This window comes from Sphingobium sp. Leaf26, assembly GCF_001421665.1.
GTDB lineage: Bacteria > Pseudomonadota > Alphaproteobacteria > Sphingomonadales > Sphingomonadaceae > Sphingobium.
The window spans coordinates 23,363-49,006 of record NZ_LMKV01000033.1; the positions used below are offsets into that span (position 1 = coordinate 23,363).

Here is a 25,644-nt window from a genome sequence, read left to right on the forward strand (position 1 = left end):
GCTCAGGCGGGCTTGGCCAGCGTCACTTGCGCAACGTCGATGCCGCCGCCGCGAAAGCCACCTTCGCAATACATCAGATAATAGCGCCATAACGCCACGAAATGCTGGTCGAAACTGGCGGGTAGCTGGCCCTCCTCAATCGCCTGATCGAACTTCACCCGCCAACGGCGCAGCGTCTCGGCATAATCCAGGCCAAAACGATGACCATCGCACCATTCCAGCCCGGCCTCCTGCGCCAGCATGCGAAAGCGGCTTTCCGACATCAGCATGCCGCCGGGGAAGATATAGGTCTGAATGAAATCCGCGCCGCGCGCGTAGGATTCGAAGACGGCATCGTCGATCAATATATATTGGATTGCCGCCTTGCCGCCGGGCTTTAGCAGGCGATGGATCGCCGCGACATAATCCGGCCAGTAGCGCTGTCCGACGGCCTCCACCATCTCGACACTGGCGATCGCATCATATTGACCCTGCGCGTCGCGATAATCGGTCAGCAATATCTGCGCGCCCGATCCCAGCCGGTCGCGGGCATAATCGGCCTGCTCGCTGGACAGGGTCAGTCCGCTATAGACGATGGTGGCGCGCTCCATCGCCTGCTCCGCAAGCCCGCCCCAGCCGCAGCCGATTTCCAGCAGCGAAGCGCCGTCGCGGAGATCCAGCCGGTCGAGGATCACATCGACCTTGCGCCTTTGGGCCTCCTCAAAATCTTCCAATGGATCATCAGGATCAATGAACAAAGCGCTGGAATAATACATATTTCTATCTAGCCACAGGCTGTAGAAATCATTCCCCAGATCATAATGATAGGCGATGTTGTGGCGCGATCCGGTGCGGCTGTTGCGGCGTGCCCAATGCGCCGCCCGGCCGATCCAGCGTCCCGGCCCACGGGGACGCGCCACCTGTCCCAGTGCAACAGCGTTGTGCATGAACAGGGCGAAGAGCGGCACGGGATCGGGACTGCTCCACTCCCCCGCCGCCCAGGCACGATACCAGCCGGCCGATCCGCCGACCGCCAGTCGCACCAGCGCGCGCCAGCTTTGCAGGTCCACCTCGCATTGCGGTCCCGGTGCCCGGCCGCCCAGCAGGCGGCGCGTACCGTCCGGCAACGCCGCTTCCAGCGAACCCTGCTCCAACCCCAGGTCGATGCGATCCAGCAACCGGTGGAAAAGCGGCGCCAGAAGCCGTGACGATAGTCGTGGCGCACCTGATCGAGGAGGCCGTCGCACGGATAGCGCGCGCCTGCCGCGCCGGGGGTCGGTTGCATTCATGACGCCAATCCTGCCGCAAGCCGGCGGCGGCTGCAATCATCCCTTGCTGCGGCGATAGGCCTCCAGCGCGCGTTCCCGCCCTTCGCGATGGCCGATGATCTTGGCCGGGTAGCTGGACGGCCGCACATCATGCGCGTCGGGATCGTGAATGGCGTCGTCCGGCAGGTCCGTCAGTTCGGGCACCCACTCCCGAATATAGCCGGCTGCGTCGAATTTCTCCGATTGCGTCAGCGGCGCCATGATGCGGGTGAAGAGGTTGGCGTCGACACCGCTCCCCGCCACCCACTGCCAGTTGACGCTATTATTGGCATAATCGGCATCGACCAGCGTGTCCCAGAACCAGCGCGCGCCATGTCGCCAGTCGATCAGCAGATGCTTGATCAGGAAGCTGGCGGCAATCATGCGCACTCGGTTATGCATCCATCCCGTGGCCCAAAGTTGCCGCATGCCGGCATCGACGATCGGATAGCCGGTGCGACCCGTTTTCCAGGCGGTGAAATCCGCGCCCGCCTCCCGCAGGTCGCGCCAGTTCAGCCGATCGAAATCCGACCGCGCATTGGCCGATCCGTAGGTCGGCAGTTCGCAAATCTGCACATGGGCATAATCCCGCCAGATCAGTTCCTTGAGGAATATAGTTGCATCATGACCTGAACCTTCCACCCGGTGCCAGACATGGGCAGGCGACACTTCGCCAAAGTGGAGATGGGGGGACAGGCGCGACGTCCCCTCAACAGACGGCAGATTACGGGCGGTGGGATAGTCGCCAATCTCGTCCAGGAAATTGGCCACATTGGCCCGCGCGCCTTTCTCGCCCGGCGTCCAGTCGTCGGCAAAGCCCTTCGCCCAGTCCGGCTCTTCCGGCAGGAGCGACCAGTCCGCCAGCGCTTCGCTCTTCGGCCACGTCGCTGGCGCCGGAATATCCGCGGGCGCCGGATGCGGCGGCGAAGGCGGCATATGCGCCATCACCGCGCGGGCGAAAGGCGTATAGATGCGATACATGCCACCTGTTCCCGTCCGCACCGCGCCCGGCGGCAACAGCAGGGCGCCGTCATGCAGACACAGGTCCAGCAGCTTGGCCACCGCTTTTTCCGCATTGCGCCACCAGGGTTCATAATGATGCAGCGCATGGACCCGCGACGCGCCCACCTCCCGCGCGATCGCCGCCAACATATCCGCGCTCTTGCCCCGCCGCAGGATCAGCCTCGATCCCTTGTCCCGCAGGCTTTCGTCCAGACGGGTCAGGCTATGGTGCAGCCACCAGCGCGCCGCACCGCCCATCGCCCATTGGCGCGGACTGTCATCGTCCAGCACATAGACGGGAATGACCGGCCCTTCGCTGATGGCGGCGGCCAGGGCGGCCTGATCGGACAGACGAAGATCCTGGCGGAGCCAGAGCAGGACGGGTTGAGACATGGAACAGGCAATGCGCCCCGTGGCACGGGGTTCCAAGCGGCCATTGGGGCATCTTGCTTTACGATATGCCGGCAACATTTCGTCGCAAAACGAAGGACAGACGATTCGCTAGATGGACGCGAAGGCTCCCCGTGCCTATTCTACAATTCACGCCGATGTGCGGCGCGACGGCGGTCTTTCAGGGGACAGGGAACCGCCGCTACTATGTCTTTGGGGAAATCATGGCTTCCATGCCGAACGAACAGGAAACGGGATACCGGCCATGCGTCGGCATCATGCTCGTGAATATGGATGGCAAAGTGTTCGTCGGCCAGCGGCTCGATAATGTCGTCGAAGCCTGGCAGATGCCACAGGGCGGCATTGACGAGGGCGAGGAGGCAAAGGCCGCCGCGTTGCGCGAACTGGAGGAAGAAACCGGCATCCGCAGCGATCTGGTCGAGATCATCGCCACCGCCAAGGACGAGCATTTCTATGATCTGCCGCCTGAACTGGTGGGCAAGCTGTGGGGCGGCAAATATCGCGGCCAGCGTCAGTTCTGGTTCCTGGCCCGCTTCATCGGCCAGGATAGCGACGTCAATATCCAGACAAGACATCCCGAGTTTCGGGAATGGCGCTGGACGGCGCCCGACACGCTGCCGGACCTGATCGTGCCCTTCAAGCGCAAGCTGTACCGCGACATATTGCAGGAGTTCCGGGCGCTTATCTGACCGGATGAGCATTTTGGGGGCTTAAAATCTGCTGTCGCTTGTTTATGACGGGCCTATGCATGCCCGTCTAATACCCTTGTCGTTACTGATCGCTGCCCTGCCTGCCGCCGCGCAGGCAGCCGAATCGGCCCTGCTACCGCCCGCCGTGCGCGAGATGATGGAAGCGGCGATCGCCAACGGCAATGAAACCGACATTGCCACAGTGTCCAAGATCGCCAAGCAGACCAATCCAGCATCGGCCGACGAAATCCAGCGCATGGTGAATAGCTGGAAGGAACGGACCAAGGCCACGCATGACACGGTGATTCGCGAAGCACGCTTCAACGAGCTATGGACCGGCCGTGTCGAGGCCGGCGGCTTCCGCTCCACCGGTTCCACCAGCGAACTGGGCATCAGCGCATCGGCCACGGCGACCCGCGCCGGCCTGCAATGGTCGCACAAACTGACGGCCGCCGCCGATTATCGCCGCGCCAATGGCGTCACCTCGCGCGAACGCTATTTCGCCGGCTATGAGCCGCGCTACGAATTCGACCCGCGCGGCTTCGCCTATGGCCTCGCCCAGTTCGAGCGCGATACCTCGATCGGCTATGACGAACGCTACACCGCTTCGGTCGGCGTCGGTTACAAGCTGATCGTCAGCAAGCCGGTCGATCTGTCCGCCGATATCGGTCCGTCGGTGCGTCATGCCAAATATATGATCGGCGACCGGGAAACGAAACTGGGCGTTCGCGGGTCTATGGCGCTGGCTTGGCGGGCCACCCCGACGGTGACGTTCAAGCAGACCGCGTCCGGCTATGCTGAAAGCGACGTCTACACGCTCAACGCCCTGTCCTCGGTCGAAACAAAGGTCAGCACGCGGCTCTCAGCGGCCTTTTCCTATAATATCCAATATGAGTCGGAGACATTGTTGACGACCCGCGACCTCGACACGCTGAGCCGCCTGACCCTGACTTATGATTTCTAAGCCACGCAATTTTATTGCGGGGGTGGAGAGAGGCCCGGCGCTCTGATAGACCAGAGCGGATGAGGGATTTTTCATCGCAGGAACAAAGGTTGCTCGACCGCGCGGCCGCCGCGCCGATGCTGGCGCAGACGCAGGCCTGGGCGGCGATCAACAGCGGATCGCGCAATCTGGCCGGCCTTGCCCGCATGGCGGATATGCTGGCGGACGCTTTCTCCATCCTGCCAGGCGACCTGCGCCTGATCGATCCGGCCCCGGTCGACAGCGTTACGCCGGACGGCCACGTCCAGCCGATCGTCCATGGCCGGCATCTTCACCTGACGGTCCGGCCCGAAGCCCCGATCCGGCTGTTGCTGACCGGCCATATGGACACGGTCTTTCCCGTCGATCATGCCTTTCAGGATCAGCGCTGGCTGGAACCGGGCATATTGAACGGTCCCGGCGTCGCCGACATGAAGGGCGGGATCGCCGTCATGCTGGCGGCACTGGCCGCGATCGAGCAATCGGAGGCGGTGGCGACGCTCGGCTACGACGTCATCATCAACAGCGACGAGGAAGTGGGCAGCGCCTCCTCCGCCCCGCTGCTCAGGACAGCAGCGGCCGACAAGCTCGCCGCCTTCACTTACGAACCCTCCGCCCTGCCGGACGGCACCCTTGCCGGTGCACGGGCCGGAAGCGGCAATTTTTCGATCATCGTCACCGGCCTCAGCGCCCATGCCGGCCGCAATCCCGATGATGGCCGCAACGCGCTACTGGCAGCCGCCGACCTGGCGCTGCGGCTGAAGGCGGGCAGCGGCTCCGGCTTCTCCTGTAATCCCGCGAAGATCGACGGCGGCAGCCCCAATAATGTCGTGCCCGACCATGCGGTGCTGCGCGTCAATTTCCGACCTCGCACGCCAGCGGACGAGATCGCCGCTCGCGCCCTGATCGACGGAGCCATGGCCAATGTCGCGCGCGACCATGACGTCAGCCTGCATCTGCACGGCAGCTTCGGCCGTCCGCCCAAACCGATGGATGGCAAGGCGCAGGCGCTGTTCGGGCTGGTCCGCCAATGCGGCGCGGACCTGGGCCTCAGCATCGGCTGGCGCGATACCGGCGGCGTGTGCGACGGCAACAATATCGCGGCCTGCGGCGTGCCGGTGGTCGATACCATGGGTGTGCGCGGCGGCAGCATCCATAGCGATTCCGAATTTCTGCTGACCGACAGCCTGCCCGAACGGGCACGATTGTCGGCGCTGGCGCTATGGCGCATCGCGCAGGGGCAATTCATACCAGGACATAATCAGACAGAGGGGATGACCGCTTGAGCTTCATCATGCGCATCGCGCGCGCGGACGATCTGCAAACGCTCTATGAAATGGCCAAGCTGACCGGCGGTGGCTTTACCAACCTGCCGCCTGATCGCACCGCGCTGGCCGCCAAGCTGGAACGCACCGAAAAGGCACTGGCGCGCGAAGGCGACGGCATAGAAGACGAGCTGATCGTCATGGTGCTGGAAAATGTCGAAACGGGGCAGGTGCGCGGCACGTGCCAGATTTTTTCCACCGTGGGGCAAAGCTGGCCCTTCTACAGCTATCGTCTGGGCGTGCTGACCCAGCATAGCCGGGAACTGGGCCGCACCTTCCGCGCGCAGATGCTGTCGCTGACCACCGATCTGGAAGGATCGGCGGAGGTCGGCGGCCTGTTCCTGCATCCGCGTGAGCGGGCGGAGGGGCTGGGGCTTTTGCTCGCGCGCAGCCGCTATCTCTATATCCGCGCCCATCGTAGCCGCTTCGGCGACAAGGTGCTGGCCGAACTGCGCGGTGTCATCGACGAAGCGGGCGGGTCGCCCTTCTGGGATGGCCTGGCCGGGCGCTTCTTCGGCATGAATTTTCAGGAGGCGGACGAATTCAATGCGGTCAACGGCAACCAGTTCATCGCGGACCTGATGCCCAAGACGCCGATCTATACCGCCATGCTGACCGACAGTGCCCGCGCCGTCATCGGCCTGCCCCATCCCAATGGCCGCGCGGCGATGCGGATGCTGGAGACGGAGGGCTTCGACAATGCCGGCTATGTCGATATTTTCGACGGCGGCCCGACCATGGTGGGGCAGATCGACCAGTTACGGACCATCGCCGGCGCGCGCGACGTCACCCTGTCCGCCACCCATGACAAGGGCGGGGACAAGATGCTGATCGCGACTGGCCGGCTGGCCGACTATCGCTGCACCTGGGGCTTCGTGTTGCAGGACGACAAGGGCGCCGTGTCGCTCGACGCCGCCAGCGCAGCACGGCTTGGCCTCGACATCGGCGGTTCCTTCACCATGGCGGGGCGGGCATGAGCGTCAGGGAAATCAATTTCGACGGGATCATCGGTCCCAGCCACAATTATGCCGGGCTCAGCCTCGGCAACCTTGCCTCCTCGCGCAATGCCGGCGCGGTATCGCACCCGCGCGCGGCGGCGCTGCAAGGTCTGGAGAAGATGCGCGGCAACATCCGCCTCGGCCTGACCCAGGGCATCTTCCTGCCGCAATGGCGGCCCGACGTCGCGTGGCTGACGAAGCTGGGCACCGATGTCGGCAATGCAGAGCCGCATATCAGGGCGGCGGCCATGTCCGCCTCCTCCATGTGGGCGGCCAATGCCGCGACCGTCTCGCCGGCCAGCGATACGGCGGACGGGCGCATCCACCTGACCGTGGCCAATCTCGTCACCATGCCGCATCGCAGCCATGAATGGCCGCAGACGCTGGCGCAGTTGCGCATTGCCTTTTCCGACAGCCGTGCCTTTGCCGTGCATGATCCGATCCCGGCCCCCTTCGGTGACGAGGGCGCAGCCAATCATATGCGGCTGGCGCAGAGCCATGGCGAGGCCGGCGTCGAGGTGTTCGTCTATGGCCGATCAGGCGGTGCCTTCCCGGCCCGCCAGCATGTCGAGGCGAGCAAGGCGATCGCCCGCAACCATGGCCTCGATCCCGCCCGCACCCTGTTCGTGGAGCAGTCCGAAGCGGCGATCGCCGCCGGCGCCTTCCACAACGACGTCGTAGCGGTTGCCAACGAACATGTGCTCTTCACCCATGAGCAGGCCTTCGCCGACAAGGAGGCCTTCTACGCCGACCTGCGCGCCGCCCTGCCATGCGTCGAGATTGTCGAGGTGCCGGCCAGCGCCGTCAGCCTTGCCGACGCGATCAGATCCTATCTGTTCAACGCGCAACTCGTCACCCTGCCCGATGGCGGCGGCATGGCCCTGATCCTGCCGTCCGAGGCGCAGGAGACGCCAACTGTCTGGAGTTGGCTGGAGCAGATGATCGCCGGCAACGGCCCGATCCGCCGGTTGGTGCCGGTCGATGTGCGGCAATCCATGGCCAATGGCGGTGGCCCTGCCTGCCTGCGCCTGCGCGTCGTCGCCGATCCCGCCGACATCGACCCCCGCTTCCTGGTGGACGAGGCACGGCTGGACGATATTGCGCAAATCCTGTCCCAATATTGGCCAGAATCCATAGAACCCCAGGATTTGAGCGACACACGGCTGATTGCCCGGATCGAACAATCATGGTTAACTCTTGTTGACCATTTGCAGCTGTCGGGCGACTTGTCTCCCTGACGGCGGGGCAAGCCGGACAGGATGACATGGAACGGATCAAGAGCCTCTTCATCATCAAGACCAAGTTCGAAGCGTTTCTGGTGATCTACGCGCTGGCGCTGGGCGCGGCCGAGCGCGGCCATGTCTATATGCAGCAATATCCCGGCACCGGCGGCCATCTGCTCGCACTGGCCTGTTCGGGCGCCGTCTTCATGGCGGGCGGCAAGATCCTCGACGCGCTGGATTATCAGCGCGGGATATAGGACCAAAATTCGTTCCGTTACCGATCTAAATTGACGACATCTATCTTCTGTTCTGGTTTATCATGACTGCGTTCACGATATCGGACCGGAGGTGGATGATGGATGATCGACGCAGGCGTAGCGTGTCCGCTGCTGAACTGGTGCGCAATTTCGCCCATTGGCGTGACGTCGGATCGCGCGAGCCGGTGATGGTGACCCATCATGGCCGGGAAACCCATATATTCATGGGATTGGATCGCTTTCGTGCGATGGCGACCGAAGATGACGGCGCAAAGACGACCGATCGTCTATTCGAACTCGCCACACGGATGAACCAGGGTCTGATCGTGTGTCGCGCCGACTTATCCGTCGAATATGTCAATGGCGTCGCGCTGGCGATGGCCAAGCGCTTGGACCGGCATCTGGAAGAACAGAGATTGTGGGATGCCTTTCCCGAACTTTCCGGGACATTGATGGAGGCGCATATTCGCCATAGCCTGGCTTCGGGCGAAGCGAGCGGGGCCGATATTCCGTCTCCCTTTCGCGACGATGTATGGCTGCATGTCCAGACGTTCCCGTTTTCCGGCGGCGTAGCGCTGCTGTTGCGGGACATCACGGCTGACATGCAGCGTCACCGGCTGGCCGACGTCAAATCGGCGATCCTCAAGGCGATGGGCGTCCACGGCGGCGTCGGTTATGTGCGGGTATCGATGCGCGGCTTCATCGATGTGGTGAACGACAGTTTCTGTGCGATGGTTGGCCTGACCGCCGATCGACTGGCTAATGTGCCGGTTGCCGACTTGGTCGCGCTGCCCGCCCGCCCTCATTTCCGCGAACAGATGGAGTGGGTGCTGCGTGGCGGCGGCGACATGCGCTTCGCGACGCAGTTCCTGTCCAACGACGGGTCGTTCGTACCCATCGACGCGGCCATCGCACGACTGCAGGGCATTTATGGCACGGAAGGCGCTGTGATCGTCGTGACCCCTACAACCGGCGGCTGAATTTGCATCAACAACATCCATATTAGAGGATGCGCGGAGGGTTTCGGTAAGCTTTGCCGAAAAGGCTGAATTTTCATACGTCGGAGGCCGCCAATGCCTGTGTAAAATGTGTGAAGTGCAAATGCGGCAAACCAACAGGATATTGACCAGCGAGCCATAGCATCGCCGTCATGTCATACGATAACGCCCGCTCCTCCGCCCAACCGCGCTGGCTGCTGATCCGGCTCCTCCGTCATCAGGCCGGCAGCAGCCTGATCGAAGCAGCCTTCGCCTTGCCGGTGATGATCCTGCTGCTGATGGGCATATTGGGCTATGGCAGTTGGTTCATGACCGCGCATAGCCTGCAACAGGCGGCAAACGACGCCGCCCGCGCTTCGGTCGCCGGACTGACCACGACCGAGCGCCGCAGCCTGGTCGACCAGAGCGTCGTTGCCGCCCGTGCCGCCTTCCCCGCGCCCTCTGCCCAGACGATCGGCGTCACCACGGGCGAGAGCAGCGGCTATTACAGGGTCACGCTGCGCTATGATCTGACCAACGCGCCCCTGTTCGCCGCCATCCCGGTGCCGCTGCCCGCCAGCACGCTGGAACGCAGTGCGGTCGTGCGGGTCGCCGGCCAATGATCCGCCTTCGCCGCCTCAGGGCGTTGGCGCGCGATCGGCGCGGCGGCGTCACCCTGATCCTGGCCGGATCGCTGTTCATGCTGGCCGGGGCAGCCACCGTGGCGGTCGATCTGGGGTCGGTGTATCTCGCCCGGCGCCAGTTGCAGGGTGTGGCGGACGCTGCTGCCCTCGCCGCAGCGACAAGCGGCCGCAGCGCTGCGGAACAACTGATCGACCGGAGCGGCGTCAACGGGGTCGCCCTCGCCACGATCGATACGGGCAGCTATGCCGCCGATCCATCCGTGCCGGCCGAGCAACGTTTCCGCGCCAATGATCCGGCCGGCGGCGCAACGCGGATCGAACTGCGCCGTCGCACTCCGCTCTTTTTCGGCCGGCTGCTGGTCGGGCGGGATGGTATTGACCTGAGCGCCCGCGCCACCGCCGCGCGAACCGACGCAGCCGCCTTCTCCCTGGGCACTGGTCTTGCATCGTTGAGCGGCGGCCTGCCCAATATGCTGCTGTCCGATCTGGCGGGAACCGAACTCAACCTCTCGGTGATGGACTATGATGGGCTGGTCAGCGCCAATCTCGACCTGCTGGGCGTCGCCGATGCCTTGCGCGTACGGACCGGTCGCGACGATGAAGCCTATGGCGCCCTGTTCGATCAGGAGATCCCCCTGTCCGACCTGCTCGGCGCGATGGCCGACAATGCCGGCAACGGCACCGCTGCCCATACGCTGATGGCATTGGCGGGCCGCATACCGGGCCGGTCCGTGCGCCTCAGCGACATGATCGACCTTGGCCCGATGCGCAGCGCCGCCAATGCCAGCGGCCAGCCCAATATCCTGCTCGATGCCTTTTCCATGCTGCGCATGGTGCTCAGCCCGTCATCGGGCACCAGCATCCCCATGGACTTGCGCATCGCCGTGCCGGGCCTCGCCAGCACGCGGCTGATGCTGGTGACGGGCGAGGGCCAGACCCGCTCCCCGCTGATCAGCGTCACCGCCAAGCGCGACGTGGTGCTGCGCACGGCTCAAACCCGCATCTATCTGGAAAGCACGGTCGCCTCCGCCCTGTCGGGCATCGCATCGGTGCGTATCCCTCTCTATATCGAACTGGCAGCGGCCGAAGCGCGTCTGTCCGACATCCAGTGCGGGGATAATGGCGGCGTCACGCTGGCGGTCACGCCATCGGTCGGTTCCGTGGCGCTGGGCGACATAGACTTGAACGCCCTCACCAACTTCTCCGTCCCGGCCAATCCCCGCGCCGCGCTGCTGGCACAGGCTTTGGGTACGCGGGTCACCGGCTATGCCCATATCAGTCTGGGCGGTACCCAGACCCATAACGTCCATTTCTCCCCCACCGAAATCAGCGCGCAGCAGGCCAAGACCGTCAGCACCCAGGATCTGACCCAGGGGATCGCCGCCAGCCTGACGCGGCAGACGCAGGTTCAGGTGTCGCTGCTGGGCCTGACCGTCAGCAACAGCCCCTTGAGCCCGCTGGTCGGCACCGTGCTGGGCACGACCGCGCCATTGCTGGACGGCATCATCAACAGCGTCACCGCCACGCTGGGCGTCCGGGTCGGGTCGGCGGAGGTCCGGGTGCACCAGCGCCGCTGCGGTATCGCGGCAATCGTCGCCTGATCCTCTTGCTATCGCGCCACCGCCCCTTCAGGAGCGATCCATGGGCGCTATCATGTTGCAGGGAACCGGATCGGACGTCGGCAAATCGGTGCTGGTGGCGGGGCTATGCCGCGCGCTCAGGCGCCGGGGCTATGCGGTGCGCCCGTTCAAACCACAGAATATGTCGAACAACGCCGCCGTCACCAGCGATGGAGGGGAGATCGGCCGGGCACAAGCCTTGCAGGCTATCGCCTGTGGCGTGGCGCCGCACACGGACATGAACCCGGTACTGCTCAAGCCCCAGGCCGACAGCACATCGCAACTGATCGTGCATGGACAGGTGCGTGGCGCGCTGGGTTCCGGCAATTTCCGCAGCGCGCGGGGGCAGTTGCTGGGCGCCGTACTGGAAAGCTATGACCGACTGCGCGACCAGTGCGACATCGTCGTGGTCGAAGGTGCGGGATCGCCCGCAGAAATCAATCTGCGCGGCGGCGATATTGCCAATATGGGCTTTGCCCGCGCCGCCAACGTCCCTGTCATTCTGGTCGGCGATATCGACCGGGGCGGCGTGATCGCCGCAGTCGTCGGCACGCGGACCGTGATCGACCCCGACGACGCAGCCATGATCCGCGGCTTCCTGATCAACAAATTCCGTGGCGATCCGGCCCTGTTCGAGGATGGCTATCGTCAGATAGAGGTGCTTTCGGGCTGGCGCGGTTTTGGCGTAGTCCCATGGCTGACCGCCGTAGCCCGCCTGCCCAGCGAGGATGCGGTCGTGCTGGAACGGCGCAGTGTCTCCGCCGCCGCGCCGCTCGTCGTCGCCTGCCCGGTGCTGCCGCGCATCTCCAATTTCGATGATCTCGATCCGCTCAAGCTGGAACCCGGCGTCGATCTGCGCATGATCGGCCCCGGCCAGCCGCTTCCGGGTAATGCCGCGCTTGTGATCCTGCCGGGATCGAAAGCGACGATCGCCGACATGCGCGCGCTGGTGGCGCAGGGCTGGGATATCGACATTCGCGCCCATCACCGGCGCGGCGGGGCCGTGCTTGGCCTGTGCGGCGGTTATCAGATGCTGGGGCGGACGATTGCCGACCCGGACGGGCTGGAAGGGCCAGCAGGATCGGTCGCGGGCCTGGGCCTGCTCGGCGTTGAAACCCGCCTGACAGAAGGCAAAAGGCTGAAGCGAGTGCGGGGCCGCGCACTGGACGCTGATTTTGGCGGTTATGAAATGCACATGGGCGTCACGACCGGCCCGGATTGCGCACGTCCCTTCGCCCTGCTCGACGGCGCACGGCGGGACGGAGCGGTCAGTCGCGATGGCCGTGTGATGGGCAGCTATGTCCATGGCCTGCTGGGCAGCACGAACCTGCGCGACGCCTTGCTTCGGCGGCTGGGCGGGCAATCGGCTGGTGCTGACTATGACCGGTCGGTCGAGGATGCGCTGGATGAGGTGGCGGCGCTGCTCGAAACCCATGTCGATATCGATGCGCTGATCGCTCTCGCGATGACGTAAAGGCAAAGAAAAAGGCGGCTCTCGCCACCTGATTTTTTCCCACATGAAGGAGAATGGTGCACCCGGAACGATTCGAACGTCCGACCCTCAGATTCGTAGTCTGATGCTCTATCCAGCTGAGCTACGGGTGCACTTTTCACTGCAAAGGCAAAAGCTTGAAGCCCTGACCTATCACGATATTTCCAATGGTGCACCCGGAACGATTCGAACGTCCGACCCTCAGATTCGTAGTCTGATGCTCTATCCAGCTGAGCTACGGGTGCGTTGGAGAGGCGCAGATAGAAGCGCTTAGCGGATTGGGCAAGCCCCTTTTTCGCCTTTCCCCCACTTTTATGTCCCGGCAACTTTTAGCCCCCGTTTTTCGTTGAGGCGGTCAGGAGGATTCGATGATGAGCTTCAATCTGAACGAGGCAGCGCTGCTGCTGATTGCATTGGTGATTGGCTGGCTGCTGGGCCTGATGATGAGCGGTCGCGGCAAATATCGCCAGCTATGGCGCGACGAGCAGATTGCCCATCGGCACGCGATCAAGGATCGCGATGCGCGGATCGAGGCTTCCAATAGCCGGATCGCGGAACTGGAACGGCAGTCGGCCGGGCCGATCGGCCCCGGCACCGCTACGGCCGTGGCCGGCGCAGTCCACGGCCGCGATGACCTGAGCCGTATCAGCGGCATCAGCCAGGCGCAGGAAGTGGCGCTGAACGAGGCGGGCTATCATCGCTACGGCCAGATCGCCGCGCTCAACGCCGAGCAGGAAGCGACGCTGGAGGCGCGGCTGGGCCTGAAGCCGGGTACGATCGGCCATGAAAATTGGCGCCAGCAGGCCGATGATCTGGCCCATGGTAAAAAGCGCGGCCTGTTCGGCTAAACGCCCGCCGCCAGGAACAAACCGGCAAAAATAGAAAGGGCGGGGTTTGATGCCCCGCCCTTTTCCTGTCACTTCTTCGCCAGCGCCGCCTGCGCCGCGGCCAGTCGGGCGATCGGCACGCGATAGGGCGATGCCGAGACATAATCGAGGCCGGTCTGCTCGCAGAAGGCGATCGAGGCCGGATCGCCGCCATGTTCGCCGCAGATGCCCAGCTTGATGCCGGGGCGCGTCTTACGACCCCGTTCCGCCGCCAGTTCGATCAGTTCGCCCACGCCCTCCACGTCGATGCTGACGAAGGGATCGCGGGCGAAGATGCCCTTGTCCACATATTGCGTCAGGAAGCGGCCGGCGTCGTCGCGGCTGATGCCGATGGTCGTCTGGGTCAGGTCGTTGGTGCCGAAGGAGAAGAATTCGCCCACTTCGGCGATCTCGCCAGCCTTCAGCGCGGCGCGCGGCAGTTCGATCATCGTGCCGACCAGATAGTCGACGCTGCTGCCCTGCTCCTCGAACACTTCGGCCGCGACGCGATCGACGATCGCCTTCATCAACTCCAGTTCCTTCTTCGTCGCGACCAGCGGGATCATGACTTCGGGGATCGGTGCATCCCCGCCCCGCGCCTTCACGATCAGCGCCGCCTCGAAGATGGCGCGGGCCTGCATCTCGTAGATTTCGGGATAGGTCACGCCCAGCCGGCAACCGCGATGGCCCAGCATCGGGTTGAACTCATGCAGTTCGGCGGCACGACGCTTGAGCGCCTCGACACCGACGCCCGCAGCCTTGGCCACTTCCTCGAATTCGGCTTCGCCATGCGGCAGGAATTCGTGCAGCGGCGGATCGAGCAGGCGGATGGTCACGGGCAGGCCGGCCATCACCATGAAGATCTGCGCGAAATCGTCCCGCTGTTCGGGCAGCAGCTTGTCGAGCGCGGCGCGGCGACCCTTCTCGCTGTCGGCCAGGATCATCTCGCGCACGGCGGTGATGCGCGCCGCGTCGAAGAACATATGTTCGGTGCGGCAAAGTCCCACGCCTTCCGCGCCGAACTCCCGCGCGACCTTGCAGTCCTGCGGCGTTTCGGCATTGGCGCGGACCTTCAGGCGGCGGACCTTGTCGGCCCACACCATCAGCACGCCGAAATCGCCGGCCAGTTCTGGCTGCACGGTCGGCACTTCGCCCGCCATGACTTCGCCGGTCGATCCGTCGATGGTCAGGATATCCCCTTCCTTCAACTCGCGGCCAGCGATCTTCAATATCTTGCTGGCATTGTCGATCGACAGGCCACCCGCGCCGGACACGCAGGGTCGGCCCATGCCACGCGCCACCACGGCGGCATGGCTGGTCATACCGCCGCGCGCGGTCAGGATGCCCTTGGCCGCGTGCATGCCGTGAATATCTTCCGGCGATGTTTCGACGCGGACCAGGATGACCGCATCACCCAGTTCGGCGCGACGCTCGGCGGTGTCGGCGTCGAACACGATCAGGCCCGATGCAGCGCCCGGCGAAGCCGGCAGGCCCTTGGTCAGCACATCGCGGGGCGCTTTGGGATCGAGCGTCGGGTGCAGCAACTGGTCGAGCGCGGCGGGATCGACGCGGGCGACGGCTTCTTCTTCGGTGATCAGGCCTTCCGACGCCATATCCACGGCCATCTTCAACGCGGCCTTGGCGGTGCGCTTGCCCGAACGGGTTTGCAGCATCCACAGCTTGCCCTGCTGCACCGTGAACTCGATGTCCTGCATGTCGCGATAATGGGTTTCGAGGATTTCGAACACCTTCGCCAGTTCGGCATAGGTTTCGGGCATCGCCTCTTCCATCGACAGCGGCTTGGCCCCGGCCCGCTCGCGCGCGGCCTTGGTCAGATATTGCGGCGTGCGGATGCCGGCGACGACGTCCTCACCCTGCGCATTGATCAGATATTCGCCATAATAGGCGTTTTCGCCGGTCGAAGGATCGCGGGTGAACGCCACGCCCGTCGCCGACGTTTCGCCCATATTGCCGAACACCATCGCCTGCACGTTGACGGCGGTGCCCCATTCGCCGGGGATATTGTTCAGGCGGCGATAGACCTTCGCCCGCTCCGACTGCCACGATCCGAACACGGCCGAGATCGCGCCCCACAACTGGTCATGCACATCCTGCGGGAAAGGCTTGTTCCACAGCTTGAGAACCAGCGCCTTATATTCAGCGACCAGACCCTTCCAGTCGTCGGCGGTCAGCTCAGTATCGAGCGTATAGCCATTATCTTCCTTGGCGATCTCCAGCGCTTCCTCGAACGCGCCATGGTCCAGTTCCAGCACGACGTCCGAATACATCTGGATGAAACGGCGATAGCTGTCCCAGGCGAAACGCTCGTCGCCCGACGTGTTCGCCAGGCCGATGACGGTTTCGTCGTTGAGGCCAAGGTTCAGCACCGTGTCCATCATGCCCGGCATCGACGCGCGCGCACCCGACCGGACCGACACCAGCAGCGGATCGGCGGGGTTTCCGAAACGCTTGCCAGTGATACCTTCGATATGGGCGATGCCGCTGGCGACTTCTGCGTTCAGGCTTTCGGGATACTGGCCGCCATCGACATAATAGCGGGTGCACATGTCCGTGGTGATGGTGAAGCCCGGCGGCACCGGCAGGCCGATCGCGGCCATGCCGTCCAGATTGGCGCCCTTGCCGCCCAGCAGATTGCGGTCGCCCTGCCCGCCATCATCGACGCCGCCGCCGAAACGATAGACATAACGGGTCGCGCTGCTGTTCATGATGACCTCTTGTGTCGTAACCATAAATCCGGCTCTCCCTGCACTGATTGCCGTGAATTGTGCATTGCAATAATAGTGTCGCAAATAGCGACCTATGATAGAATAGAATAGGAAATAACGCGCTTAACTTCGCATATTTCCCGTACGTTTCGGAATTTAATGTCCTTATCCGGTAATTTTCGAAAAGTCCGCCACGTTGTGCACCGCAGCACGCACCCGCGCCAGCAGCGCGAGGCGAGTCGTGCGCTTCGCCGGATCGGCGTCATTGACGGTGACGGTTTCAAAAAAGGCGTCGATTGGCGCGCGGAGCGTCGCGAGCGCCGCCATGGCGCCCTCGAAATCCTCGGCCGCGACAGCCTGCGCCGCCCGCGGCTCTGCCGCATCGAGCGCGGCGAGCAGGTCAGCTTCGGCGGGTTCGGGCGTGTAGGACAGCGAAATCGCCTCCGCCGTATCGACGCCTTCTTTCTTGAGGATATTCGCCGCGCGCTTGTAACCGGCGAGCAGGTTGGTGCCGTCGTCGGTCGCGACGAACGACTGCAACGCATGAACGCGCGCGAGCAGCCGAACGAGATCATCCTCGCCACCGAGAGCAAACACCGCGTCGATCAGGTCGTGACGGACGCCGGCTTCGCGCTGCTGGACTTTTAAGCGGTCGGCGAAGAATGCCTTTAACTGCTCGACAGCAGCCATCGCTGTATCAACAATGGTCGTCGAGTGAGTCTGAAGTGCGAGAGGGACACTTAGAAGAACCTCATCTGCCAACGATTTGGGCAGCATGTCGTCGGTCCGCATGTCTCCCAGCAATTTCAACACACTTGACGTGCTGGCTTCAGTGTCTGCTAAAATACCTGCCCAAGCAGCAGGCCAAGCTGATTGCAGCAATGTTGGGGCCAATCGCAAACGCAGTCCATTCGCGAAGATAACTTCGAGAACGCCCAGGCAAGCCCGTCGCAATGCAAATGGATCGCGGGAGCCAGTCGGCTTTTCATTGACAGCGAAGAACGAGGCAAGCGTATCCAGCTTGTCCGCCAAACTCACCGCCACCGTCACCGGCGCGGTCGGCACGTCATCGCCCTGCCCGACCGGCTTGTAATGGTCGCGGATGGCGTCGGCCACCGCATCGGGCAGGCCTTCCGCGCGGGCGTAATAGCCGCCCATCACGCCCTGTAACTCAGGAAACTCGCCGACCATTTCGGTGACGAGGTCCGCCTTGGCCAGACGAGCCGCATTCGAAGCATCGTTAAAAAGTGCTGTTTCAGCCTGCGGAGTATTTTCCTCAGGCTGAACGATCCCCTGCTCCACAAGCCACTGCGTCAGCTTAACAACCCGCTCGACCTTGTCCGCAACCGTGCCCAGCTTCTCATGGAACGTAATCCGCTCCAGCTTCTTCGCATGGTCTTCCAGCGCCGTCTTGCGGTCCTGCTCCCAGAAGAAGCGGGCGTCGCTCAACCGTGCGGCCAGCACCTTGCGGTTGCCGGCGATGATCGCAGCGCCGCCATCCTTCGCCTCGATATTGGCGGTGCAGATGAAGGCGGGCGCCAGCTTGCCCTCACCATCCCGCAGCACGAAATATTTCTGGTTGATCCGCAGGGTTAGCTGAATGACTTCAGGCGGCACCTCAAGGAAGGCCGGGTCGAAATCGCCCAGCAGCGGCACCGGCCATTCGGTCAGCCCCGCATTTTCCGCGATCAGCCCCTTATCCTCGATCACGCTGTAGCCGTGCGCGGCAGCGGCTTCGTCCGCCTTTGCCGCGATGATCGCCTGCCGCTCCTGATGGCTGACGATCACATGGCAAGCGCGCAACTTCTCGACATAATCATGCGCGCCGCCGATGGTGATCTCGCCGGCATGGTGGAAGCGATGGCCGAGCGTGGCATAGCCGGACCGCACGCCCTCGATCTCGATAGCGACAAGGTCTTCGCCCAGGATCGCGACGATGCCCTTGAGCTGCCGCACCCAGCGCAGGCTTTCGGTCGTCTGGCTGGCCGCGCCCCAACGCATGGACTTGGGCCAGGGGAAGGCGCGGATGACGGCCTGGACGGCCTGCGCCAGCACATCGGCGGTGGCACGGCCCGGCTTGCTCACCACGGCGAACCAGACGCCGTCGCGATCTTCCAACTGATCTTGGCGGAGGCCGGTCTTGCGCAGGAACCCGTCCAGCGCCTGCGCCGGGGCGCTGGTGCGCGGGCCTTTAAACTCTTCGCTGACGGCTGCGGTTTCCAGCGGCAGGCCACGCGCGATCAGCGCCAGCCGGCGCGGCGTCACGAAACTGTCGATGGCGGCAGGCGTCAACCCGGCCTTCGCCAGTTCTTCGGTAAACAGGCGGGCAAGGTCGTCGGAAGCCTTCAACTGCATCCGCGCCGGAATTTCTTCGCAGCGAATTTCAAGGAGGAAATCAGTCATGGGTCAGTACCATAGTCCGTTCGCCCTGAGCCTGTCGAAGGGCGCGAGAGGAGGAGTCGTTGCGTACTTGCTTCGACAAGTTCAGCACGAACGGGGATCGGGGCAGGACGGATTGTGCGCTCACGCGGCCCACCCGTTCACGTCCATCCACGCCTCGCAACTGCCCTTCGCCATGTCGCGCACCTGGCCCATATAGCTGGCGCGTTCCTGCACGGAGATCACGCCGCGCGCCTGCAACAGGTTGAAGGTGTGCGACGCCTTGATCGCCTGCTCGAATGCGGCGAGCGGCACGCCATTGGCGATGCACTGCTCATATTCCGCGCGGCAATCCTTGAACCAGCGGAACAGCTTTTCGGTGTCGGCGACCTCGAAATTCCATTTCGACATCTGCCGCTCATTTTCGAGGAAGACGTCGCCATAGGTGACGCCGGCATCGTTGAATTTCAGGTCATAGACGCTGTCGACGCCCTGAATATACATGGCGAGGCGCTCAAGCCCGTAGGTCAGTTCGCCCGCGACCGGCTTGCAGTCATATCCGCCCATCTGCTGGAAATAGGTGAATTGCGTGACTTCCATGCCGTCGCACCACACTTCCCAGCCCAGCCCCCAGGCGCCCAGCGTCGGGCTTTCCCAGTCATCCTCGACAAAGCGGATGTCATGGACCAGCGGGTCGATGCCGATTTCGACCAGCGACCCCAGATACAGTTCCTGAAGGTTCGCCGGCGACGGCTTCATGATCACCTGATACTGGTAATAATGCTGGAGCCGGTTGGGGTTTTCGCCATAGCGGCCGTCCGTGGGCCGGCGGCTGGGCTGGACATAGGCGGCGTTCCAGGCGTTCGGCCCCAACGCACGCAGCGTGGTCGCGGGGTGGAAGGTGCCCGCACCGACTTCCATGTCAAGCGGCTGGAGAATGACGCAGCCCTGCTTCCCCCAATAGGCATGCAGGGTCAGGATCAAGTCCTGGAAGGAAAGCACTTTGCCTTCGGCCACGGATAGTCCCTTATATATAAGCTATGGCGATATTCTGCCGCGCATTGGCGCATGGGGTCGAAACGGTCAAGGGTATGGCTGCGGCAAACAGGGTTAAGCGGCTTGCCCTTGCGCCGCGCCCTCCCCATTGAAGGGGCATGACCCTATTCCGCTCCATCGCCCGCACCTTCGCGGCCGCCCTGCTCCTGGTCGGCGCCGGTGCGCAGGCCCGCCCTGCCCCGGCGTCCCCCGTCACCGCCACCCCGGCGCTGTGGGCGGTGAAGGATGCCGATACCACCATCTATCTGTTCGGCACCGTCCATGTGATGAAACCGGATATCGACTGGTTCCATGGCGACGTGAAGCGCGCCTTCGACCGGTCCGACACGCTGGTGCTGGAAATCATCGAGCCGGACAATCCAAACGCGATCGGCGCAACCATGGCCGGCATGGCGATGGCGAAGGACGGGGTGAAGCTGTCCGATCGACTGACGCCCGAAGCGCGCGTCAAATATCAGGCCGCGATGGAAGCGAACAGCTTGCCCTGGCGGCCGTTCGACATGTTCAATCCGTGGATGAGCGGTCTGGCCCTGTCGGTCGCGCCGCTGGAGAAGCTGGGCTACAAGAATGACCTGGGCGCGGAGAAAATCCTGCGCAGCGCCGCCACCGGCGCGGGCAAGACAGTCGATGCGCTGGAGACGGTGGAGCAGCAGGTGGGCTTCTTCGCCAGCCTGCCGATGGAACAGCAAGTGCAGTTCCTCAATGCCACGGTCGATGGCCTGCCCGACATGGAAAAGGAATTTGGCGACCTGCTGCGCCACTGGCAGGCGGGTCAGCCCGACAAACTCGCAAAGTCCATGAACGAGTCGCTGGAAGCGACGCCGGAACTGGCGCAAGTGCTGCTGACCGGCCGCAACGCCAATTGGGCCAAGTGGATCAAGGCCCGCCTTGCTCAGCCGGGCACCGTCTTCGTCGCAGTCGGCGCGGGCCATCTGGCCGGCAAGGGCAGCGTACAGGAGCAACTCAAGGCGCTGGGCATCCGCGCCAGCCGCCTCCAGGAGGTCAAGCCATGAAGCCTATCCTGACCCGCCTGCTGGCGTTGTTCGCGCTGACGCTGGTCGCGGCCTGCGGACAGGACAGCAAGCCCGTGGCCAAGGTCGAGGGCGGCCCCGCTTTGTGGCAGGTCCAGCGCGGCGCCTTCGACGGCTGGCTGTTCGGCACCATCCATGTCCTGCCCAAGGGGCTGGCGTGGGAGACGCCGGCGATCAGGGACGCCATGGGCGCATCCGACCGGCTGGTCCTGGAAGCGGCCGACTTGCAGGACGAACAGAAGACGCTTGCCCTGTTCGAGAAGATGGGCCGCAGCCCCAACCTGCCGCCGCTGGAAAAGCGCGTGCCCGATGACGAGAAGACGGCGCTGGGCAAGGCTCTGGCCGATGGCGGCACGAACAGCCAGCTTCTGTCCGGCTATGAAAGCTGGGCCGCTGCGATGCTGCTGTCCGCCGCCAGCCAGCAGGATCTGGGCGTCAGCCAGAGCGACGGCGTGGAGCCGGTACTGATCGCCGCGTACAAGAAGGCCGGCAAGCCGATCGGCGGGCTGGAGACGGTGGAGCGGCAGTTCGCGGCGTTCGACACCCTCCCGGAAAGCGCGCAATCGGCGCTGCTGGTGCAGACCATCCATGAAGCCAAGGGGATGAAGGCGCTGTACGACCGCATCCTCACCGCGTGGGGCAAGGGCGACATGGAGGCGATCGCGAAGGAAGACCAGAATGGCGAGCAGCCCGACCCGGTGGTCGAGGAAGCCGTGCTGGTCGCCCGCAACCGCGACTGGGCGAAGGCGATCGAACCGATGCAGGGCAAGCCCTTCATCGCGGTGGGCGCGGGGCACCTGACCGGCCGGGAAAACCTGATCGAATTGCTGAAGGCCAAGGGATTTACTGTAACGCGGGTGCAGTAAGATGCCGTTGAGGCTAAGGTCTGGCTGGTACAAAATGGTAAATCCGTCTTCATTTGATTTGAATGGAGCGGGAATTTACGAATGGCGCATCGAAGGCGTCGGTCTTTATGTTGGTAAAGCAAACAAGCTTGAGTCACGCATTGCAGCATATCCGAACAATGTTCGTCGTATGATCGAGGGGCTGCCATGGCACGGAAATCCGAACAAGCGGTATAGGCAGATTCATACCGAATTAGGTTCCGCCTACGAGGCGGAGAAAATCGTGACCGTGACGATCCTAGAAAATTGCCTTCCTGCGGTTCGCTCATGTCGCGAACGGAATTGGATAAACTTACGAAGGGAAGAAGAAGCCATGGGAGGCCTTCGACTGCTAAATTCGATATAGCCCCACCCTTGCATTCCCGCCCTTTTCTGCTAAAGGCCCGCCTTCCCGCGATGGTCATCCCTGGAGGCGTGGCGGGAACGTACATCAATTTTGCTTTTGGAGACACGCTATGAGCGAGCAGCTTACGCTGTCGGCCGAGGCACGCGATCGGGCAGGCAAGGGAGCCTCCCGCGCCCTCCGCCGTGAGGGCCGCGTACCCGCCGTCATCTATGGAATGAACGAAGAACCCCTGTCGATCCATGTCGAGGAAAAGCTCCTCAACAAGCAGCTCGGCACCGGCCACTTCTTCAATTCGGTCATCATGGTCGAAGTCGGCGGCAAGAAAGTCCGCACGCTCGCCAAGGACGTGGCCTTCCACCCCGTCAGTGACCGTCCGCTGCACGCCGATTTCCTGCGCGTTTCGGAACATGCCACCGTTCACGTCCATGTGCCGGTGCGCTTCGAAAATGAAGACGCATCGCCGGGCCTGAAGAAGGGCGGCGTGCTGAACGTCGTGGCGCACGACATCGAACTGGAAGTCGACGCCGCCAACATTCCCGAAGAAGTCGTGGTCGACCTGACCGGCCTGGAAGTCGGCGATTCGCTGCACATCAGCGCCGTGACCCTGCCCAAGGGCAGCAAGGCCCTGCATGCCGACACCGATTTCTCGATCGCGACCGTCGTCGCCCCGTCGGCTCTCAAGAGCGCCGAAGGCGAAGCGGATGCCGAGGAAGCTGCCGAAGGCGAATAAGCCTTTCGAGCGATACGCTATTGGCTCAACCCCGTTCGGGCTGAGCCTGTCGAAGCCTGCTCCTTCCCTACTTGGAAGCAGAAAGGCCCTTCGACAGGCTCAGGGCGAACGGGGTTTTGCTTTTCTGGAGGATATTGATGCAAATCTGGGCGGGCCTGGGCAATCCGGGGCAGCAATATGCGATGCACCGGCACAATGTCGGCTTCATGGTCGCGGACCTGATCGCGGATATGTATCGCTTCTCCCCAGCGAAAAAGCAGTTTCAGGGCTGGGTTCAGGAAGGGCGGATCGGCACGGACAAGGTCATCCTGCTCAAGCCCGCGACCTTCATGAACGAAAGCGGCCGCTCGATCGGCGAGGCGATGCGCTTCTACAAACTGACGCCGCAGGATGTGACGGTCTTCCACGACGAACTCGACCTTGTCCCGATGAAGGTGAAGGTCAAGCGCGGCGGCGGCAATGCAGGGCATAATGGCCTGCGCTCCACCGACGCCCATATCGGCAATGATTTCCGCCGCGTCCGCATCGGCATCGGTCATCCGGGCCATAAGGACAAGGTCCATGGCTATGTGCTGGGCAACTATGCCAAGAGCGAGATGGACGCGCTGGCCGACATGCTCGGCGCGATCGGCGCGGAGGCCGAATGGCTGGCGAAGAATGACGACGTCCGCTTCATGAACGAAGTGGCGCTGCGGCTGGCGGATTGAACTGCTGAAACATCGTCTACCCAAGCGCGATGACAATGCCTCATCGCGATAGTCATGCTGTTCCCCGGCGAAGGCCGGGGTCCAGTCGAGACACCGGAACCGGCCCCCGGCCGTCGCCGGGGCACAACCGGTTACGGCTGCCGGTCGATACACGCCGACATTCCCCCGCCAGGATATCGCAACCTGATTGCGCATGGCGACATTGCCGGGCCATAAGGCCGCTGAAATACAGTTCAGGGGATTTTGGGTGATTCAGACCGTTTCCACGATGCCGTTCAACGACCAGAAGCCCGGCACGTCCGGCCTGCGCAAGAAGGTCCGGGTTTTCCAGCAGCCCCATTATGCGGAAAATTTCGTGCAGTCGGTGTTCGACAGCCTCGACGGCTTTGCCGGCCAGACGCTGGTGGTCGGCGGAGACGGTCGCTATCTGAACCGCGAAGTCATCCAGATCGTCATCAAGATGGCTGCCGCCAACGGCTTTGGCCGCGTGCTCGTGGGCCAGGGCGGCATCCTCTCCACCCCCGCCGCCTCACACCTCATTCGCTCCTCCGGCGCGTTCGGCGGCCTCATCCTGTCGGCCAGCCACAATCCCGGCGGCCCGGACGAAGATTTCGGCATCAAATATAATATCGGCAATGGCGGCCCGGCACCGGAAAAGGTGACCGATGCCATCGCCGCGCGATCGCTGGTGATCGACAGCTACAAGATCCTCGAAGCCGCCGATGTGGACATCGACATGATCGGCACGGCCCAGTTGGCCGCCATGACCGTCGAGGTGGTCGATCCCGTCGCGCTCTACGCCGACCTGATGGAAAGCCTGTTCGATTTTCCTGCCATCCGTGCGCAGATCGCCGGCGGCTTCACTCTTGCCTTCGACAGCATGAGCGCCGTCACCGGCCCCTATGCGGTGGAAATTTTCGAGCGCCGCCTGGGCGCCCCCGCCGGCACGGTGATGAACGGCACCCCCCTGCCCGATTTCGGCCATCACCATCCCGACCCCAATCTGGTCCACGCCAAGCAATTATATGACCGGATGATGGCCGCCGACGCGCCCGATTTCGGCGCTGCGTCGGATGGCGATGGCGACCGCAACCTCATCATCGGCCGGCACAGCTATGTGACGCCGTCGGACTCGCTCGCTGTGCTGGCGGCCAATGCGCATCTGGCGCCGGGCTATAAGGGCGGCCTCAAGGGCATCGCCCGTTCCATGCCGACCAGCGGCGCGGCCGACCGGGTCGCGGAAAAGCTGGGCGTTCCGCTCTATGAGACGCCGACCGGCTGGAAATTCTTCGGCAACCTGCTCGACGCCGGCATGGCGACCATCTGCGGCGAGGAAAGCGCCGGCACCGGATCGGACCATGTCCGCGAAAAGGACGGCATCTGGGCGGTGCTGCTCTGGCTCAACATCCTGGCCGTGCGCCAGCAGAGCGTAGCCGCCATCATGACCGACCATTGGGCGACCTATGGCCGCAACTATTATGCCCGCCATGATTATGAGGCGATCGCCAAGGACCGGGCCGACACGCTGATGGCGGCGCTGCGCGACAGCCTTGCCACCCTGCCGGGCACCAGCAACAGCGGCGGCACGGTAAAGAGCGCCGACGATTTCGCCTACACCGATCCCACCGACCAGTCGGTCAGCCGCAATCAGGGCATCCGCATCCTTTTCGAGGATGGATCGCGCGTCGTGTTCCGCCTGTCGGGCACCGGCACGGAGGGGGCGACCCTGCGCGTCTATATCGAGCGTTACGTTGGACCGGACGGCGATCTTGGGCTGGAGACAGGCGACGCCCTTGCCCCGCTCATCGCCGCCGCGCAGGAGGTCGCCGACATCAGCGGCCATACCGGCATGGACAAGCCCAGCGTCATCACCTGACCTTCTCCAAGGTCCGGCGCAAACCATGGTCGTGCCGGACACAAACTCACGGTCGGGACACAGGATAGCAATGCGCGCGCATTAAGGGGGCAGCAAGCCGGATACCGGCTGCCTGCC

Annotated in this window: 21 protein-coding genes and 2 tRNA genes; 16 read left to right on the forward strand and 7 right to left on the reverse strand. The window is 63.5% G+C overall.

Annotation, left to right across the window (positions count from 1 at the left end; genetic code table 11):
- Positions 1 to 2: 2 nt before the first annotated feature.
- Together ASE85_RS21415 and ASE85_RS21420 are read right to left on the reverse strand one after the other, a co-directional pair.
- Entirely contained in the window at positions 3 to 1,268 is a 1,266-nt protein-coding gene (locus tag ASE85_RS21415; protein WP_056693757.1) for an SAM-dependent methyltransferase, read from the reverse strand.
- Positions 1,269 to 1,304: 36 nt separating this feature from the next.
- On the reverse strand, positions 1,305 to 2,681 hold the full coding sequence (locus ASE85_RS21420) for a cryptochrome/photolyase family protein (RefSeq protein ID WP_056693760.1): 1,377 nt from the start codon (positions 2,679 to 2,681) through the stop codon (positions 1,305 to 1,307).
- 221 nt (positions 2,682 to 2,902) lie between these two features.
- On the opposite strand from ASE85_RS21420, the gene ASE85_RS21425 reads away from it, so the two are divergent.
- The 10 genes from ASE85_RS21425 (at position 2,903) to ASE85_RS21470 (ending at position 12,887) form a co-directional block, all read left to right on the forward strand.
- On the forward strand, positions 2,903 to 3,388 hold the full coding sequence (locus tag ASE85_RS21425) for an RNA pyrophosphohydrolase (RefSeq protein WP_056694140.1): 486 nt from the start codon (positions 2,903 to 2,905) through the stop codon (positions 3,386 to 3,388).
- Between the two features lie 55 nt (positions 3,389 to 3,443).
- Positions 3,444 to 4,352 carry a DUF481 domain-containing protein gene (locus ASE85_RS21430; protein WP_082462970.1) on the forward strand — a complete coding sequence of 303 codons (909 nt, stop codon included), beginning with the start codon at positions 3,444 to 3,446 and terminating at the stop codon, positions 4,350 to 4,352.
- 59 nt (positions 4,353 to 4,411) lie between these two features.
- Positions 4,412 to 5,656, forward strand: a complete 1,245-nt coding sequence (locus tag ASE85_RS21435) for a hydrolase (protein ID WP_056693764.1) — start codon at positions 4,412 to 4,414, stop codon at positions 5,654 to 5,656.
- Positions 5,653 to 6,672 carry an arginine N-succinyltransferase gene (locus ASE85_RS21440; protein ID WP_056693767.1) on the forward strand — a complete coding sequence of 340 codons (1,020 nt, stop codon included), beginning with the start codon at positions 5,653 to 5,655 and terminating at the stop codon, positions 6,670 to 6,672. The genes ASE85_RS21435 and ASE85_RS21440 overlap by 4 nt, the downstream gene beginning before the upstream one ends.
- A complete protein-coding gene (locus tag ASE85_RS21445) occupies positions 6,669 to 7,931 on the forward strand; it encodes an N-succinylarginine dihydrolase (RefSeq protein WP_056693770.1) in 1,263 nt (420 codons plus the stop codon). The genes ASE85_RS21440 and ASE85_RS21445 overlap by 4 nt, the downstream gene beginning before the upstream one ends.
- A gap of 26 nt (positions 7,932 to 7,957) precedes the next feature.
- The gene (locus ASE85_RS21450) at positions 7,958 to 8,173 is read left to right on the forward strand and encodes a hypothetical protein (protein WP_056693773.1); all 216 of its coding nucleotides are present in this window, start codon (positions 7,958 to 7,960) and stop codon (positions 8,171 to 8,173) included.
- A gap of 122 nt (positions 8,174 to 8,295) precedes the next feature.
- Positions 8,296 to 9,153 (forward strand): PAS domain-containing protein, encoded by an 858-nt coding sequence (locus tag ASE85_RS21455; protein WP_235523658.1) that lies wholly within the window; start codon positions 8,296 to 8,298, stop codon positions 9,151 to 9,153.
- A 170-nt stretch (positions 9,154 to 9,323) separates the two neighbouring features.
- On the forward strand, positions 9,324 to 9,773 hold the full coding sequence (locus ASE85_RS21460) for a TadE/TadG family type IV pilus assembly protein (RefSeq protein WP_056693780.1): 450 nt from the start codon (positions 9,324 to 9,326) through the stop codon (positions 9,771 to 9,773).
- Complete coding sequence (locus tag ASE85_RS21465; RefSeq protein WP_056693784.1) at positions 9,770 to 11,395, forward strand: pilus assembly protein TadG-related protein; 1,626 nt, start codon at positions 9,770 to 9,772, stop codon at positions 11,393 to 11,395. Before ASE85_RS21460 ends, ASE85_RS21465 begins: the two co-directional genes overlap by 4 nt.
- Positions 11,396 to 11,435: 40 nt before the next feature.
- Positions 11,436 to 12,887, forward strand: a complete 1,452-nt coding sequence (locus ASE85_RS21470; RefSeq protein ID WP_056693787.1) for a cobyric acid synthase — start codon at positions 11,436 to 11,438, stop codon at positions 12,885 to 12,887.
- Positions 12,888 to 12,941: 54 nt separating this feature from the next.
- Here the strand turns inward: ASE85_RS21470 and ASE85_RS21475 are convergent.
- Positions 12,942 to 13,018, reverse strand: a tRNA-Arg gene (locus tag ASE85_RS21475).
- Between the two features lie 55 nt (positions 13,019 to 13,073).
- Positions 13,074 to 13,150, reverse strand: a tRNA-Arg gene (locus ASE85_RS21480).
- 126 nt (positions 13,151 to 13,276) lie between these two features.
- Here ASE85_RS21480 and ASE85_RS21485 point away from each other — a divergent pair.
- Positions 13,277 to 13,753 carry a hypothetical protein gene (locus tag ASE85_RS21485; RefSeq protein ID WP_056694146.1) on the forward strand — a complete coding sequence of 159 codons (477 nt, stop codon included), beginning with the start codon at positions 13,277 to 13,279 and terminating at the stop codon, positions 13,751 to 13,753.
- A 68-nt stretch (positions 13,754 to 13,821) separates the two neighbouring features.
- On the opposite strand, the gene ppdK is transcribed toward ASE85_RS21485, so the two are convergent.
- From ppdK to ASE85_RS21500, 3 genes are all read right to left on the reverse strand, one after another.
- Positions 13,822 to 16,521 (reverse strand): pyruvate, phosphate dikinase, encoded by a 2,700-nt coding sequence (ppdK, locus tag ASE85_RS21490; protein WP_056693789.1) that lies wholly within the window; start codon positions 16,519 to 16,521, stop codon positions 13,822 to 13,824.
- A 141-nt stretch (positions 16,522 to 16,662) separates the two neighbouring features.
- A complete protein-coding gene (gene glyS, locus ASE85_RS21495; protein ID WP_056693792.1) occupies positions 16,663 to 18,900 on the reverse strand; it encodes a glycine--tRNA ligase subunit beta in 2,238 nt (745 codons plus the stop codon).
- 120 nt (positions 18,901 to 19,020) lie between these two features.
- A complete protein-coding gene (locus ASE85_RS21500; RefSeq protein ID WP_056693796.1) occupies positions 19,021 to 19,893 on the reverse strand; it encodes a glycine--tRNA ligase subunit alpha in 873 nt (290 codons plus the stop codon).
- 137 nt (positions 19,894 to 20,030) lie between these two features.
- On the opposite strand from ASE85_RS21500, the gene ASE85_RS21505 reads away from it, so the two are divergent.
- From ASE85_RS21505 to ASE85_RS21525, 5 genes are all read left to right on the forward strand, one after another.
- Entirely contained in the window at positions 20,031 to 20,945 is a 915-nt protein-coding gene (locus tag ASE85_RS21505; protein WP_056693799.1) for a TraB/GumN family protein, read from the forward strand.
- Entirely contained in the window at positions 20,942 to 21,829 is an 888-nt protein-coding gene (locus ASE85_RS21510) for a TraB/GumN family protein (protein WP_056693801.1), read from the forward strand. Before ASE85_RS21505 ends, ASE85_RS21510 begins: the two co-directional genes overlap by 4 nt.
- A gap of 494 nt (positions 21,830 to 22,323) precedes the next feature.
- The gene (locus ASE85_RS21515; protein ID WP_056693805.1) at positions 22,324 to 22,944 is read left to right on the forward strand and encodes a 50S ribosomal protein L25/general stress protein Ctc; all 621 of its coding nucleotides are present in this window, start codon (positions 22,324 to 22,326) and stop codon (positions 22,942 to 22,944) included.
- A gap of 137 nt (positions 22,945 to 23,081) precedes the next feature.
- Entirely contained in the window at positions 23,082 to 23,651 is a 570-nt protein-coding gene (gene pth / locus ASE85_RS21520; protein ID WP_056693808.1) for an aminoacyl-tRNA hydrolase, read from the forward strand.
- Positions 23,652 to 23,898: 247 nt separating this feature from the next.
- Positions 23,899 to 25,527 carry an alpha-D-glucose phosphate-specific phosphoglucomutase gene (locus ASE85_RS21525; RefSeq protein ID WP_056694147.1) on the forward strand — a complete coding sequence of 543 codons (1,629 nt, stop codon included), beginning with the start codon at positions 23,899 to 23,901 and terminating at the stop codon, positions 25,525 to 25,527.
- The last annotated feature ends 117 nt before the right edge of the window (positions 25,528 to 25,644 follow it).

Excerpts from the sequence above, each read along its gene's own strand:
- ASE85_RS21415 (WP_056693757.1), bottom strand. The coding sequence starts at position 1,268 with ATGAATGCAACCGACCCCCGGCGCGGCAGGCGCGCGCTATCCGTGCGA.
- ASE85_RS21420 (WP_056693760.1), bottom strand. The coding sequence starts at position 2,681 with ATGTCTCAACCCGTCCTGCTCTGGCTCCGCCAGGATCTTCGTCTGTCC.
- ASE85_RS21425 (WP_056694140.1), top strand. The coding sequence starts at position 2,903 with ATGGCTTCCATGCCGAACGAACAGGAAACGGGATACCGGCCATGCGTC.
- ASE85_RS21430 (WP_082462970.1), top strand. The coding sequence starts at position 3,444 with ATGCATGCCCGTCTAATACCCTTGTCGTTACTGATCGCTGCCCTGCCT.
- ASE85_RS21435 (WP_056693764.1), top strand. The coding sequence starts at position 4,412 with ATGAGGGATTTTTCATCGCAGGAACAAAGGTTGCTCGACCGCGCGGCC.
- ASE85_RS21445 (WP_056693770.1), top strand. The coding sequence starts at position 6,669 with ATGAGCGTCAGGGAAATCAATTTCGACGGGATCATCGGTCCCAGCCAC.
- ASE85_RS21450 (WP_056693773.1), top strand. The coding sequence starts at position 7,958 with ATGGAACGGATCAAGAGCCTCTTCATCATCAAGACCAAGTTCGAAGCG.
- ASE85_RS21460 (WP_056693780.1), top strand. The coding sequence starts at position 9,324 with ATGTCATACGATAACGCCCGCTCCTCCGCCCAACCGCGCTGGCTGCTG.
- ASE85_RS21465 (WP_056693784.1), top strand. The coding sequence starts at position 9,770 with ATGATCCGCCTTCGCCGCCTCAGGGCGTTGGCGCGCGATCGGCGCGGC.
- ASE85_RS21470 (WP_056693787.1), top strand. The coding sequence starts at position 11,436 with ATGGGCGCTATCATGTTGCAGGGAACCGGATCGGACGTCGGCAAATCG.
- ASE85_RS21485 (WP_056694146.1), top strand. The coding sequence starts at position 13,277 with ATGAGCTTCAATCTGAACGAGGCAGCGCTGCTGCTGATTGCATTGGTG.
- ppdK (WP_056693789.1), bottom strand. The coding sequence starts at position 16,521 with ATGGTTACGACACAAGAGGTCATCATGAACAGCAGCGCGACCCGTTAT.
- glyS (WP_056693792.1), bottom strand. The coding sequence starts at position 18,900 with ATGACTGATTTCCTCCTTGAAATTCGCTGCGAAGAAATTCCGGCGCGG.
- ASE85_RS21505 (WP_056693799.1), top strand. The coding sequence starts at position 20,031 with ATGACCCTATTCCGCTCCATCGCCCGCACCTTCGCGGCCGCCCTGCTC.
- ASE85_RS21510 (WP_056693801.1), top strand. The coding sequence starts at position 20,942 with ATGAAGCCTATCCTGACCCGCCTGCTGGCGTTGTTCGCGCTGACGCTG.
- ASE85_RS21515 (WP_056693805.1), top strand. The coding sequence starts at position 22,324 with ATGAGCGAGCAGCTTACGCTGTCGGCCGAGGCACGCGATCGGGCAGGC.
- pth (WP_056693808.1), top strand. The coding sequence starts at position 23,082 with ATGCAAATCTGGGCGGGCCTGGGCAATCCGGGGCAGCAATATGCGATG.